We start from the raw sequence: 14037 nt of genomic DNA on the forward strand, positions 1-14037 counted from the left end.
GGCTCCTGAGTAGGTGTGCAAACCAATCATCTCAGTGAGCCTCAACTCTTGCCAACTTTTCGTCTTTGAGCGTAATGAAAAGCGATATTACGCCAATAGGCTTAACCCGAACTCACGTTTTAAAGGTATCTATGTCTAGCCCCAGCGTGTTGGCAAAGGTGGGATTCTGGCCCGCCGTTATCTCTGTTCCCAGTGCTGAAATAGTGGAGTTGCAGACGTCGTTGACGGGGTTGGCCGCATTGAAGACCGGATTGAGTGCGCCGCTGTTGGTTCCGAATTGCAGGCTGCCCCCGGTTCCGGCTCCCTCGGCGGCTCCCCGGTCTCCGTCGTAAGCCACCACGCCAACCGTGCTGTTCACGGCTCCGACACTAGGGGTCAAGAAGCCGCTGACGCTGATGTCCAATGGAAAATTTGGATCTGCGGCGCTCTGCAAGCCATTGAACACGGAGAGATTCCGCACGGGGAGGGCGACATCTTTGAAGGCCACTACCAGCGTCCAGTTGGCCCACGTTCCCGCCCCCTGCGTGCTGTTGATGTTGGCGACCGTATAGGCTCCGCTGCCCCCGGCCTGCACCAGTGCCGTCACGTTTACAAACGATTGGTAGGTGTTGCCTATTCTGGCGACGTTGGTGGTGAGCGCCGTCAGTGGACTCACCGCCTGTCCGGGAAGGCCAAACGATACGCTTCGGCGGTTGATGGCGCTACTTGAACTGCCGCTCCAATACAGCCCCGCAAACAAAATGCTGCTCGTGGAGGGCACGGTCAGGGTGGCCGAACTGGAATTGATGGTAGAAGGGTCTTTGTCGGTGTCACTGTTGACCAAATACACCTGATTGTTGGTCACGGTGTTGGCCATATTTCCCGGCACAACAGCGCGGGCACTGGCACATTTGGTGGCTTCGCTGGTGCTGGCGGGCGGTTTGTCAGTGGTGCAGTAGTAATTCACGTTGCCGATCAGCACGATGTCGCCGTTGGCAGACGGATTGCTGTAGCGCGTCGTGAACGCCTGCTGTGCGCTGGCCTGTGACCAAATCAACAGGGCGGCCAGCAAGCTTAGGCTTGAGACCAGCCGTCGCCCAAGCATCCAACTCATAGGCGGGCCGCCCGATTAATGAAGGTCATATCCCTTCAGTGAACTTTTTCATGCCCACAAAGATATTTATCTGTCTAGATATGCCCCCATGAAGGTGTGCCCCTCTTGACGCTCTTTGGTTGGGCACATCTGCATAATTTGCGACTGTTCAGTCAGTAGGTATCGAAACTAGACCAAACTTTATGCCGCTGTCGCTCCATTACCCCAGTACACTGCCCCCGTGCGACTTCATAGCGGGATTTTATTGGCCTTCCTCACTCTTCCGGTCGCTTCCAGCCAGAGCCTCTCGTCCCTCAACGCGGCAGAATTGTCGGCGTTGTTGGGAAACTTTCAGGCAGTCACGGTCACGGCCCCCGTAGGCAGCAAAAGGGCCACGATTCGGGTCGTCAGCCAACTTGGTGCGGCAAACGAGAAAGATTCAGGACTCTATCAGGGCTTCCATAGCCTCTCTGTCTACGATTTCAAAACCCCGATCCGCTTGATCGTGGGCTTGGCAGGCGATCCGATTGGCCGGGGGAGCAGCGCGGCTCCTCTGGTTTTGCCCGGAATTCAGCCGTGTGCGCCCAATCAGCAATTGGCTCTCTTGGGAGCTAGCACCGCTTCAGAAACCAATCTGACGAAGCAGTGTATGGGCATGGGCAGCCGAGCCGCTGGATTGGGTGGCGGCAGCGAAGGGTTGCTGAAGACTGCGCCTAGACTCAATGTCTGGACGCCTGTCTATAGCTGGTATTTTCTCAAGGGAAATGACTCCTCGCAGGCTGCTTTTGCTGAGGCGAAGAATAATCCCTCGGCGCGGATCGTCTGGTGGGTGTATTTCAGTAGCAAAATTGATGGAGACGCGCCCGCCGTGCCGCTCTACACGCCCAAACCCTAATCTCAACAACGGAATTGGCCCGCCTCCTCAATGGGAAACGGGCCACTTTTTGTTGCTGTCGGTTTAGACTTCCAGCGCCTTCTTGCTGATGAAGGGCATCATGTCGCGCAGTTCCTTGCCCACCGTTTCCAGCTTGTGGTCGCGCATTTTGCTGCGCTGCTCATTCATGTACGGGAAGCCGCTCTCGGCGTCGGCAATAAACCGCTCGGCAAATTTTCCGGTTTGAATATCGGTCAGCACGTCTTTCATGGTGGCCTTGGTTTCATCGGTAATAATGCGCGGGCCCGTCACATAGTCGCCAAACTCGGCGGTGTTGCTGATGCTGTGGCGCATGCCTTCAAAGCCCTTCTCGTAGATCAAGTCTACGATCAGTTTGACTTCGTGTAGGGTTTCAAAGTAGGCGATTTCAGGCTGATAGCCTGCTTCCACCAAGGTTTCGAATCCAGCCTGAATCAGGTGGGTCACGCCGCCGCACAACACGCTCTGCTCACCAAAGAGGTCGGTTTCGGTTTCTTCCTTGAAGGTGGTTTCCAGCACGCCTGCACGGGTACAGCCGATGCCGCGTGCGTAGGCCAAGGCGATCTCGCGGGCTTTTCCGCTAGCATCTTGCTGCACGGCAAAAATACCGGGCATGCCTGCGCCGTCAGCGTACACGCGGCGCAACATGTGGCCGGGGCCTTTGGGGGCCACGAGGTACACGTCCACATCGGCGGGGGGCTTGATGCGTCCGAAATGCACGTTGAAGCCGTGTCCAAAGGCCAGCGCTTTGCCTGCGGTCAGGTGCGGCTCGATGCTTTCGGCATAGGTTTTTGGCTGGTTCTCGTCGGGAATGAGCAGCATGACCACATCTGCCGTTTTGGTGGCTTCCTCGATGCTGACCACTTTCAGGCCCGCTTGCTCGGCTTTGGCCTTGCTGCTGGAGCCTTCGCGCAGGCCGACAACCACGTTCAGGCCGCTGTCACGCAGGTTTTGTGCGTGTGCGTGCGCCTGAGAGCCGTAGCCGATAATCGCAATCAGCTTGTCTTGGATAGAGTCGAGAGACACGTCGCGGTCATAGAACATCGTTGCAGCCATTTGTAGATTCTCCTGTATTGCGGGGGTGGGTGGGGGAGTGTGGGCTAGGTAAGGATGGGGTTGAAGGGCAACCCCCCAGTCTGCGTCGCAGCCAGCCCCCCTTAGAGGGGAGCGCAAAAGAGTTGTTGTCCTCCCCTCTAAGTGGGGGCGTTGCGTCAGCAACGGGGGTGTTCACCCAGAACCTCAACTCTCAGAACAAATTCGGCACATCCCGCGCCCGCTCTTCCCTCGGCTCCACACTTTCTACCGCTGGGCGCAACGTTTCAGTTTCTCCATCATGGTAGACGTGGCTGGGAATGTCGGCGTTGCTGCCGCGTGTGAGGGCAATGCGGCCCGTTCGCATGGTTTCCAGAATTCCGAACGGGCGCATCTGCTCGATAAAAGCGGTGATTTTTCCCTCGTCGCCCGTGACTTCAAAGGTCAGGGCGTGGCGGCCCACATCTACGATTCGGCTGCGGAAATCTTCGGCTATCTGGCGTACTTCTACTCGGCTGTCGGGCGAAATCGCCACTTTGACCAGCACCAATTCACGGTCTACAAATTTTTCCAAGCTGTGGTCGATGATCCTTACCACGTCATGCAGTTTTTCCAGTTGGCGCATGGCTTGTTCCACCACGCCCCGGTCTCCCGTGACCACGAAAGTCATGCGGGAGAGGCCGGGATGCTCGGTTGCGCCCACGCTGAGGCTGCGAATGTTGTAGCCGCGCCGCCCGAACAGGGCCGTAATCCGGGTCAGCACGCGGGGTTCGTCGCGCACCAACGCCGAAACGAGGTGGTCTTTGGGCTGCTCGGTCATCGTGTAGTCGCTCATGCGTTTTTGGCCTCTTCTGCCGCTGCCTTCATCTCCGCCGATAGGTCGGGCTGCTTGCGGGGCGGCTCGGTTTCAATCATCTCGTAAAGGGCCGCGCCTGCCGGAACCATCGGGAACACGCCGTGTTCGTGTGGCACTACGATTTCCAGTAGGGCCGATTTGGGGTCTGCCAGCCAAGCGTCGATCACGCCGGACAGTTCCTCGGCGTTGGAGGCGCGGTAGCCGGGGACATCGTAGGCTTCAGCCAGTTTCACAAAATCGGGGTTGGAGTCGCCCAGCCACACTTCGCTGTACCGCTTCTCATGGAACAGTTCTTGCCACTGGCGCACCATGCCCAGATAAGAATTGTTGATGATGCAGATTTTGACGTTGCGGATGTCGTACATCTTGAGGGTCGCCAGTTCCTGTAAGGTCATCTGGAATCCGCCGTCGCCCGCAATGACGATGCTGGTCACGCCGGGTTCGGCCATGCCTGCGCCGATGGCTGCCGGAAAGCCGAAGCCCATCGTTCCCAGCCCGCCCGAATTGATCCAGCGGCGCGGCTTTTCAAAGCGGGCCAGTTGCGCGGCCAGCATTTGGTGTTGCCCCACGTCGCTGCTCAGAATGTCGTCGGGGCGCAGGCGGTCTACCACCGATTTCACGGCGAATCCAGCGCCCCACTCGGTGGGCGTGACCGTGCGGCTCTTCCATTCCTCAATTTGTGCCCGCCACTCCGGCAGGTCAAGTTTCTGTGCGCTTTCGGTCAGCATTTTGGCGGCCACCACCGCGTCCCCGCGTACCGGCACGCCCACCCGCACAATTTTGCCAATTTCGGCGGCGTCCAGTTCCACATGAATAATCGCAGCGTTGGGCGCAAAGCCGTTCACGCGGCCCGTCACGCGGTCATCAAAGCGCAGGCCGATGCCCAGCAGCACGTCGGCTTCACTGATGGCGCGGTTGGCGGCCACGCTGCCGTGCATTCCCGGCATGCCCAGCCACAGGGGGTCAGAGGAAGGAAACGCACCCAGTCCCATCAGGGTGGTAATCACGGGAATATCCCAAGCGCGGGCCAATGCCGTAATTTCAGCGCTGGCGTCCAGCGAGCCGCCGCCCGCCATGATCACGGGTTTTTTGGCGGCCAGCAGCAGTTCTTTGGCCCGCGCAATCGCTTCGGGTTTGGGTGCGGGATGCTCCGGGCGGGCGTGCGGGTAGGCCACTTCGCCCGCATACGCTGCCAACTGCACATCCTTGGGAATGTCTACCAGCACGGGGCCGGGTCTGCCACTCCGCGCAATCCGGATGGCCTCGGCAATCACGCGGGGCAGTTCTTCCACGTCGCGCACCACGTAGTTATGCTTGGTAATGGGCAGCGTAATGCCCGTGATATCGGCTTCCTGAAAAGCGTCGGTGCCCATCAGGTGCCGCGCCACGTTGCCCGTAATTGCCAGCAGAGGCACGCTGTCGAGCATCGCGTCGGCCAGTCCGGTCACTAGGTTGGTCGCACCGGGGCCGGATGTGGCGATACACACGCCGATTTCTCCGGTGGCTTTGGCCCAGCCCTCTGCGGCATGAATCGCGCCCTGCTCGTGGCGGGCCAGCACATGCCGCACCTCCGGGTAAAAAGTGAGTGCGTCGTACACGGGCATAATCGCGCCGCCCGGATACCCGAAGACCGTGCTGATACCGTGATTGGCGAGCGTGGCCCAGAGTGCTTTCGCGCCCGTCATGCTGCCCCGGTCTAACTCATGCCCGGTCAAAGGTTGCTGCTCCATGTGCTGTTGCTCGGTGTCCTGCCCGCTGCCCTGCGTCATCTGTGTGCCTCCCCTGTAAGTCCTACCTTTCTGCATGTTTGTTGTGCTGCTGACCTTGCTGTTGAACAAAAAATCCCCCGCCCTGTCGCTTGGGCGGGGGTGTGTGGTGGCACGCGGTGGCGCTCAGCCTCGGACACAACCCCCGAAACTAAGAATTACCACCACGAGACGGAACGCACTCATGCCCTTACCCTACGGTCTGCGGGGGGGGCGGGTCAAGGTGCGTCTAGACCACAGCGGCGGCCGGGGCGTTACGGGGCGGGACACAAACGGGCGTTTGGTGGGGGAGGGGAGGGTTGCAGGGTGGTTGGTCAAAGGGTCTAAGGAAGGGCAATTGCTGCGCTCACTCACCCCCTCCCAGCCTCCCCCCTCAAGGGTGAGGAGCTAAACCAAGCCTTTGTGCTTGCTTTTAGCCCTCGCCCCTTGTGGGAGAGGGGCACTGCGTCAGCGGCGGGGTGAGTGAGCGCCAGCGATTGCCTTTTTTAGACCCTTAGACTCACTCCCTAACAACGCCCACACACCAAGAAAACACCCCCACCTTTCGGCAGGGGCATTCATCTGGAGTTCTAAAACTCGCTTAGGCTTTAGCGTCCGGCAGGAACAAATTCGCGGTCTGCGAAGTCTTCACGGGGGCGTCCGCCCTGTGCGCCGCGCTGCTGGTAGCCGCCTTGTCCGCCGCCGTTGCCACCTTGGCTACGTCCGCCGCCTTGGTAGCCGCCGCTGCTCTGGCTGCGTCCGCCGCCCTGATAACCGCCTTGGCTGCTGCCGCTCTGGCTGCGTCCTTGACCGCCACCTTGGTAGCCGCTCTGGCCGCGTCCACGGTAGCCGCCTTCGTCGCGGTTGCCACGGTTGCCGCCCTGATAGCCGCCTTGACGACCTTCACGGGTGGGGGCTTCGAACAATTCGGGGAGTTCCTGCGCCACTTCTACGGTGACTTCTCCGCCGAGGGGGCTGGCCGCCAACAGCTTGGCAATGTACTCGCTGGGCACGTCGGCCACGGCACCGCCGCGCCACTGACGCACACGGCCCAAGCGGCGCGTATCGGCGTCGCAGTTCTGGGCAATGACGGCCACTGCGCGGGGAACGCTCATGCGCTCGGCGTGCAGGATGATGGTGGTCAGGCCTTCTTCACCGCTGAGCAGGCTCGCGGCCTTCACAGGCTCGCTGACGCCGCTGATCTTGGCCAGCGCACGGGCCAGTGCTTCCAGACCCAGTTCGCTGAACAACCGCTCGGCTTCGGCTTGGAAGGTCGTGGCAGCGGCAGGATCGACGTGACGCACGAGGTCGGCAGAGGCTTTGGCACTCGCAGACTGCACTTCTTTGGGGGTAGGCAGAGGGCGCTCGATAAAACGCACGCCCGTCACGCGCTCCAGACCGTTCATTTCGCGTCCGTCGCGGTCACCGTACATCACGATGGCGGTGCCGGTGCGGCCTGCGCGGCCCGTGCGTCCCGAACGGTGCACGTAGCTGTCGGGGTCTTGGGGCAGGTGGTACTGAACCACCAAGTCCACTTCGGGAATGTCGAGGCCACGGGCGGCCACGTCGGTAGCGACGAGTACGCCAGCGCGTCCGTTGCGGAAGTTGCCGAGGGCGCGTTCACGCTGGCTCTGGGCAAGGTCGCCGTGCAGGGCTTCGGCTTCCAGTCCACGGTGGATCAGTTCCATCGCCAGTTCATCGGCTTCGCGCTTGGTGCGGGTAAACACGATGGCTTTTTCGGGGTTGTAGACGGTCAGCAGGTCGGCCAGTACGCGGGTGCGGCTGCGGCCCACTTTCACCTTCAAGTGCTCTACGGTCTGGGCCACTTGGCTCTTGCCTTCGCCCACGAGGTCAACCAGCACAGGCTCACGCAGGTACTGACGCGCGATCCGGCGGATGTCGTCGGTCAGGGTGGCGCTGAAGAGCTGGGTCAGGCGGGTAGGAGGCGTGCGCTGCAAAATGGTTTCGATGGCGTCGGCAAAACCCACGCTGAGCATCTCGTCGGCTTCGTCCAGCACGGCGAATTCGATGCCGCTCAGGTCAAGGTTGCCGCGCTCGAGGTGGTCGATCAGGCGGCCCGGAGTGCCTACCACGATGTCCACGCCACGGCGCAGGGCGTTTTCTTGGGGCGCATAAGCTGCGCCGCCGTAAACAGTTACGGTCACGAGGTCGCCGCCGGTTTTGCTGAATTCTTCGGCCACTTGCTTGGCCAGTTCGCGGGTCGGGGCCACGATGATGGCGCGGGGCACGCGGCCACGCTCACGGCTGGCGTCCAGCTTCATGATGATGGGCAGCGCGTAGGCCAGCGTTTTGCCGGTACCGGTGCGGGCGCGGCCAATCAGGTCTTTGCCAGCCAGGGTATGGGGCAGGGTTTCTGCCTGAATAGGGCTAGCTTCGGTAATGCCACGTTCAGCGAGGCGCGCCGCAAGTTCGGGCGCGATCAATTGATCAAAGTTCATTTGTAGTCCTTTCGGGAAAGCACAGCCCCAGTGACTCGCAAATGCCTTTGATCGGCAGCATGTCCTGAATGTGGGGGCACCTTCCAGCCGCTAGGCACTTCCTAAGCGGCGCACGAATTGAAACTATACACAGATATTAGGGAAAGGTCAAGGGGGGTGCTGGGAGCTTTGGGGAGATGTGCTTTTGATTGGGGCTGGGGCGCGTGCCAGATGGCATCAAGACAAGTTTCGTTGAGGTGGAAGGTGAACCCCCCAGTCTGCTTCGCAGCCAGCCCCCCTTAAGGGGAGCGCAAAAGCTGTTGTCCTCCCCTTGAGGGGGGCGTTGCGCCAGCAACGGGGGGGTTTCACCCAGAACCGTCAACGCCAAATGCTCGCCAAACTGGGCCACTAGAGCATTTGACAGAATAAGAGGATGGGAAAACGGGTCGGGGCACGTGGGTACAGCATTGATCTCCGAGAACGGATTGTCGCGGCTGCACTGAACGAGCAAAATCATCCATGGGTGGCCCAAACGTTCGGAGTCGATGTTCGGACCATCGCGTTATATCTGAGGAAACATGAGGCGGGCACGCTCTCACAAGTCAAACGCCCGACCGGGCGTCGCTCGAGCGTGCAGAGCGAGCATGAGCAGATGCTCCTCCAGCAGCTGGAGGAGCATCTTGACGCGACCTTGGAAGAGCATGCTCGCCTGTTGGAGGCCAAGACCGGGCTCAAGATCAGTTACCGGACAGTCGACCGGGTCTTCCGGCGACATGGCATCACCTACAAAAAAAACGCGGGTCGCCGCCGAACGGAATGAGGAACTGCGTCAGCAGTTCCTGAATGACCTGAAGCCCTCCCTTCAGACTCCGGCCCGGCTGGTCTTTCTGGATGAACGTGGCTTCAATACAGCGATGACTCGGGGGTATGGTCGCGCGCACCGGACACGGCGCGCGGTCTGTTCGGTGCCCCGCAACTGGGGACGCAATCAAACGCTCGTGTGCGCGTTGCAGGCCAGTGGTCCCGTTGCCCCACTGATCTTGGAGGGCGCGGTGAACGGCGTGAGTTTCGAGTGGTACGTACGAGAAATCCTGTGCCCAGCCTTGACCCCTGGACAAGTGGTGGTGCTGGACAACCTCTCGGCACATCACCGTGCGTCCGTTCGGACGCACATTGAAGCCAGGGGTTGTGTCGTGCTGTTCTTGCCCCCGTAGAGCCCTGACTTCAATCCCATCGAACAGATGTTTTCCAAAGTCAAAGCCCGCGTTCGCGCGGGTGAATGGCGAGAAGTTCCAGCACTGCTTCAGGGGATTTCGGATGCCCTGGATGCCGTTTCTTTACGAGATGTCTTTGACTGGTTCACCCACGTCTTCCCTGACATCTTCTTATGTCAAATGCTCTAGTGAATAACCGCGAATAGGGGTTGACAGTTCCCGGTTTAAGCACCAATGTCCATGAATTTCGGGTTATGCGCGAGGACATGCAGTGCGACTTTCAAACGCAGGCTCAGGTAGGTTTTGACCTGTCCCCAGCGCACCCCGGCCCCCACCAACACGGAGAAGGCGGACTCAATACACTTTCTCGCCGCGGCATACTCCTCTTTCCAGCGCGGATCAAGCTGTTTCGCATTGGCTTTTGGAGGGGTCAAGCACGTTCCGGACTGATAGCCCTTGTCCCCAATCTGTTTTGGCCCGCCGTAAGCGGGCCAAGCTCGGTTCATTTCCCACAGCACGGTAAAATCATGCGCGTTGGCTGGGCGAATGTCATACTTCACAATCCTGCCGTTCAGGGCGCTCCACGCGTGTAGTTTGAAGCCGTAGACGGAGCCAGCGGTGCTAAATCCGTGACGTGCCCCAGGGAATTTACAGCGTGGCGCACGCTTGAAGGTGCACACCGGGAGCGGCTCGGAATCTACAGCCACGAAGTCCAGTCTCTGGACTTCGGTGGCCAGTTGTTCGATCACCGGGGCCAAACGAGCGAGCCGAATCCGGGCTTGCGGTTCGGAGGGGTAGTGGGCGAAGTGATTGAGTTTGAGCAGGCTCCACCAGCGGCTGAAATAGGGGGCCTTATGAAGCTTCTGGAGCAGCGCCACAGCCACCAAGTCGGCATCAGAAATTTTCTCGTGTGCGTGCAATAGTTTTTCGGGTAGACGAGGCGTGATCCAGCGGCTCAACAGGGTGACAGCGGTCGGGAGCGGCAGTACAGTGAGATCGGGACGGCCCATAACTGTACTTCGGGAAAACCTAGGGCGTGACAAGAAGACCAGCATCAACGATGCTGGTCTTCACTATGCGTCGCCCCTTGCCGCGCTGGACTCGCCATTTTCCAAGCTGGTTCGAGCCCTTTCAGAGTCAGTTCCCGCACAAGGCGCAACGTCGTCTCGCGCCACTGTATGTTCAAGGCTTGTGCAGCATGGCTCGTCGAAAAAGCATGACGCCGATGGCCCAATGGATTGCTCCTGGGAGCGAGGATCAGTTTCAACACTTCATCACGGACAGCCCTTGGAGCACCGCCACTCTTGAACCCTTGTTCCTTCAGCGCGCGAACGCACTTCTCGGTGGGCAGGATGCCGTGCTGATCATCGACGATACCTGCTTGACTAAATTTGGGACGAAGTCGGTCGGGGTGACCAAGCAATACTCGGGACAAGTGGGTGGCTTAACTCAGTGCCAGTGCTTAATTTCGCTCACGCTTGCCCAGCACAATTTTCCCATTCCAGTCAGTCTGCGCCTCTTTCTTCCCCGCGACTGGACGGGTGATCTGCAGCGGATGAGAGCCGCTGGTGTTCCTGAGGAACACCAGCAAATGCTGAGCAAGTGGGCCGTTGCCTTGGAGGAACTTGATCGTCTTCGGCCACAGTTGAACTTCGGTCTGGTGCTTGCAGATGCAGGCTACGGGGCCACTGCCGCCTTCAGGCAAGGCCTCAGCGAACGTCATCTTCAGTGGTCTGTCGGCATCCACTCAACGCAGAAGGTGTATCCCGCCGATGTTCAACTCCTGCTCAGCGTTCAACCTGTTCACGGACGGCATTCCAAGTACCCGACACCGTCTCGACCACGTCAGACTGTCCGGGAGACATTGGCGGATGCGGTTTGGCATCAGGTGGTGTGGCGGCAAGGAACGAAAGCCCCGCTCTCTGGCCGATTTGCTGCTCAATACGTGTGCCTCGCTGATGGCACAGAATATCGGCAAGGGCAACACCTCCCAGGTCAAGTCGCCTGGATCATCGGAGAAGAAAGGCGCGGTGGTGAGCGAAAGTACTACGCCTGCAACCTTCCGCCCGAGACATCGCTTGAGCACCTCGTTGAGGTGACCAAGCGGCGTTGGGCTTGCGAATTGACTCATCGGGAATTGAAACAGGAGGTGGGGCTAGATCATTTCGAGGGGCGTTCATGGCGTGGTTTACATCACCATGCTCTGCTGTGCATGCTGGCTCTGCTGTTCCTCCAGTGGTTGCGACTCAGCCAACCGGATGACCTGAGAGGCGACTCTGTGCCTGCAATTCGAGAGGAACTGGCAGGAGCACTCCTGCCAGTTCGCTGCATGATCTGCTGTTCCTGTACTGGTCTTTTCAGCGGCCCCTGAGTTTTCCCGAAGTACAGATAAGCACCGTCCCTTTTTCATATCTCGCCGCGCAAGTCAACCCCTATTCGCGGTGAATATTGCTCAGCCGAATCAACAGTGGCCCTGACTCGGCCTCAAATAAACTGCCCCGTAATACTCCGCTCCGACTGGGACAGCAACGCGGGCGGCCCCTCGAACAAAATTTGCCCGCCTGCGCTGCCACCTTCTGGCCCCAGATCGATGATCCAGTCGGCTTGGCGAATCACGTCCAGATGGTGTTCGATCAAGATCACGGTGTTCCCAGCGTCCACTAAACGGTCAATCATGCTCATCAGTAGGCCGATATCCGACAGGTGCAGCCCGGTGGTGGGTTCGTCCATCACGTACACGCTGCCCTGTTTGTGCAGTTCCGTCGCCAGTTTCAGGCGTTGGCCCTCGCCGCCCGACACCGTACTCAGCGGTTGCCCCAGTTTCAGGTAGCCCAAACCCACGTCGTTCATAGCTTGCACCACCGCACGAACCTTCTTTTCGGTAAAGAAGGCCAGCGCGTCTTCGGCGGTCATTTCCAGCACGTCGCTGATGGTTTTGCCGCGCAGATGGTAGTCCAGCACTTCGGGCTTAAAGCGTTTGCCTTCGCAGGCGTCGCAGCGCGTGGTCATGCCCTCCATAAAGGCCAGATCGGTATAGATGACGCCGAGGCCGCTGCATTCCGGGCAACTGCCCTCCGAATTGAAGGAGAACAAGGACGCGCTGACCTTGTTGGCTTTGGCAAACGCCTGACGAATATCGTCCATGATGCCCGTGTAGGTGGCCGGAGCCGAGCGGCTGTTGGCCCCCACGCGGCCCTGATCGATCACGATTGCGCCGGGATGCTGGGCCAAAAACACGTCGTTGATCAGGGTGCTTTTGCCGGAGCCTGCCACGCCCGTGACCACCGTCAGAATGCCTGTCGGCACGTTCACCGAGACGTTTTTCAGGTTGTTGAGGGTTGCTGCCTCAATCTTCAGGTGTCCAGTAGCCTTCCGCACGTTGGTCTTAATTGGCAGGTGTTGACTCAAAAACCGTCCGGTGAGAGTGTCGGCATTCTGCAAGTCGGCCACCAAGCCTTCAAACACCACTTCGCCGCCGTGCGTGCCCGCTTTGGGGCCGATGTCCACGATATGGTCGGCCACCGCGATCACGTCCGGGTCGTGTTCTACCACCAGCACCGTATTGCCTTTGTCGCGCAGTTGCCGCAAGAGTCCGTTCAGGCGGGCCACATCGCGGGCGTGCAGGCCCACGCTGGGTTCATCCAAGATGTACAGCATGTCGGTCAGGCTGTTGCCGAGGTGCCGAATCATCTTGATGCGCTGCGATTCGCCGCCCGACAGCGTGGCCGTTTCGCGGCTGAGGCTCAGGTAGCCCAGCCCGATTTCGATGAGGTGCTGAATGCGTTCGCGCAGCTTGGCAGCCACCTTTACGGCCACCGGGTCGCTCATGCCCTGCAATACCTCAATCAGTTCGGTGGCTTCCAAGTCAGACCACTCGGCAATGTTGCGCCCGTCAATTCGGCAGTCCAGCGCCGCCTGATTGAGCCGTGCGCCGTGACAGACTGGGCAAGTCTGGGTATTCACGAACTGTTCGAACACGGCCTTGTTGCGCTCTGACATCGCGCCGGAATCTTTCTTGATGTACGAGCGGTTGAAGCGGTCTACCAAGCCCTCATATTTCAGGTAGCCCATGCCCAAATCAACCTTTTCGCCGTCGCCGTGCAGCAAATTGTGCAACTCCGCTTCGCTGTAGTCTTGCACAGGCTTATCGAGGTCAAATTGGTTAGAGAGGGCGTAGCTTTTCCAGAGTAACTTCCCCACCTTGAAATCCGGGTGCAGAATTGCGCCGCCATTCAGGGATAGACGGCGGTCTAGGAAAGCGTCCATATCAAGCTGCACGGTTTTGCCGATGCCTTCGCACTCTGGGCACATGCCCTGCGGCGTATTGAAGGAAAAGGCGAAGGCTGGCCCGGCGTAAGGCTGCCCCACACGCGAAAAGAGCAGGCGCAGCAACGCCGAAATGTCGGTATAGGTGCCCATCGTAGAGCGCGAGCCGCCGCCGATGCGCTTCTGGTTGATGATGATCGGCGCGTTCAGAAACTCGATGGAATCCACGTCGGGCTGGCCGTAATGCGGCATGAAACCCTGCACGAAGGCCGTAAACGTCTCGTTCAGTTGGCGCTGTGCTTCGGCGGCGATGGTATCGAACACCAATGACGACTTGCCCGATCCCGACACGCCCGTAAACACCGTGATCTGGTGCTTGGGAATATCCAGCGAAATGTTTTTAAGGTTGTTCTCGCGTGCGCCCCGAATCTGGATGAACTGTTGATCTGTCATGTGGCTCCCTGACGTGCGGCGATAGACCGAATCACTGTGACCCGGCCG

9 protein-coding genes and 1 pseudogene are annotated in these 14037 nt (G+C 59.5%); 3 read left to right on the top strand and 7 right to left on the bottom strand.

Annotated elements, in window-relative coordinates; genetic code table 11:
* Nucleotides 1–112: 112 nt before the first annotated feature.
* Nucleotides 113–1093 (bottom strand): hypothetical protein, encoded by a 981-nt coding sequence (locus tag E7T06_RS17965; RefSeq protein WP_136367139.1) that lies wholly within the window; start codon nucleotides 1091–1093, stop codon nucleotides 113–115.
* A 220-nt stretch (nucleotides 1094–1313) separates the two neighbouring features.
* Here E7T06_RS17965 and E7T06_RS17970 point away from each other — a divergent pair, with 220 nt between their 5' ends.
* The gene (locus E7T06_RS17970) at nucleotides 1314–1967 is read left to right on the top strand and encodes a hypothetical protein (RefSeq protein WP_136367140.1); all 654 of its coding nucleotides are present in this window, start codon (nucleotides 1314–1316) and stop codon (nucleotides 1965–1967) included.
* A 63-nt stretch (nucleotides 1968–2030) separates the two neighbouring features.
* Here the strand turns inward: E7T06_RS17970 and ilvC are convergent, their stop codons facing one another.
* The 4 genes from ilvC to E7T06_RS17990 all read right to left on the bottom strand — a co-directional run bounded on the left by ilvC (nucleotide 2031) and on the right by E7T06_RS17990 (nucleotide 8077).
* Nucleotides 2031–3041 (bottom strand): ketol-acid reductoisomerase, encoded by a 1011-nt coding sequence (ilvC, locus tag E7T06_RS17975; protein ID WP_136367141.1) that lies wholly within the window; start codon nucleotides 3039–3041, stop codon nucleotides 2031–2033.
* Between the two features lie 190 nt (nucleotides 3042–3231).
* Nucleotides 3232–3852, bottom strand: coding sequence for an acetolactate synthase small subunit (ilvN, locus tag E7T06_RS17980; RefSeq protein ID WP_168733628.1), 621 nt, complete (start codon nucleotides 3850–3852; stop codon nucleotides 3232–3234).
* On the bottom strand, nucleotides 3849–5558 hold the full coding sequence (gene ilvB, locus E7T06_RS17985) for a biosynthetic-type acetolactate synthase large subunit (protein WP_168733630.1): 1710 nt from the start codon (nucleotides 5556–5558) through the stop codon (nucleotides 3849–3851). The genes ilvN and ilvB overlap by 4 nt, the downstream gene beginning before the upstream one ends.
* Nucleotides 5559–6226: 668 nt before the next feature.
* Entirely contained in the window at nucleotides 6227–8077 is a 1851-nt protein-coding gene (locus E7T06_RS17990) for a DEAD/DEAH box helicase (RefSeq protein WP_136367142.1), read from the bottom strand.
* A gap of 412 nt (nucleotides 8078–8489) precedes the next feature.
* Here E7T06_RS17990 and E7T06_RS17995 point away from each other — a divergent pair.
* Nucleotides 8490–9459: pseudogene (locus E7T06_RS17995) on the top strand (IS630 family transposase).
* Between the two features lie 35 nt (nucleotides 9460–9494).
* On the opposite strand, the gene E7T06_RS18000 reads toward E7T06_RS17995, so the two are convergent.
* Nucleotides 9495–10280, bottom strand: a complete 786-nt coding sequence (locus E7T06_RS18000; RefSeq protein WP_136367143.1) for an IS982 family transposase — start codon at nucleotides 10278–10280, stop codon at nucleotides 9495–9497.
* Nucleotides 10281–10330: 50 nt separating this feature from the next.
* On the opposite strand from E7T06_RS18000, the gene E7T06_RS18005 reads away from it, so the two are divergent.
* Nucleotides 10331–11641 carry an IS701 family transposase gene (locus E7T06_RS18005; protein ID WP_136367144.1) on the top strand — a complete coding sequence of 437 codons (1311 nt, stop codon included), beginning with the start codon at nucleotides 10331–10333 and terminating at the stop codon, nucleotides 11639–11641.
* Nucleotides 11642–11754: 113 nt separating this feature from the next.
* On the opposite strand, the gene E7T06_RS18010 is transcribed toward E7T06_RS18005, so the two are convergent.
* The gene (locus tag E7T06_RS18010; protein ID WP_136367145.1) at nucleotides 11755–13989 is read right to left on the bottom strand and encodes an excinuclease ABC subunit UvrA; all 2235 of its coding nucleotides are present in this window, start codon (nucleotides 13987–13989) and stop codon (nucleotides 11755–11757) included.
* Between the last annotated feature and the right edge of the window lie 48 nt (nucleotides 13990–14037).

The organism is Deinococcus sp. Arct2-2 (assembly GCF_004801315.1).
Classification (GTDB): Bacteria; Deinococcota; Deinococci; order Deinococcales; family Deinococcaceae; genus Deinococcus.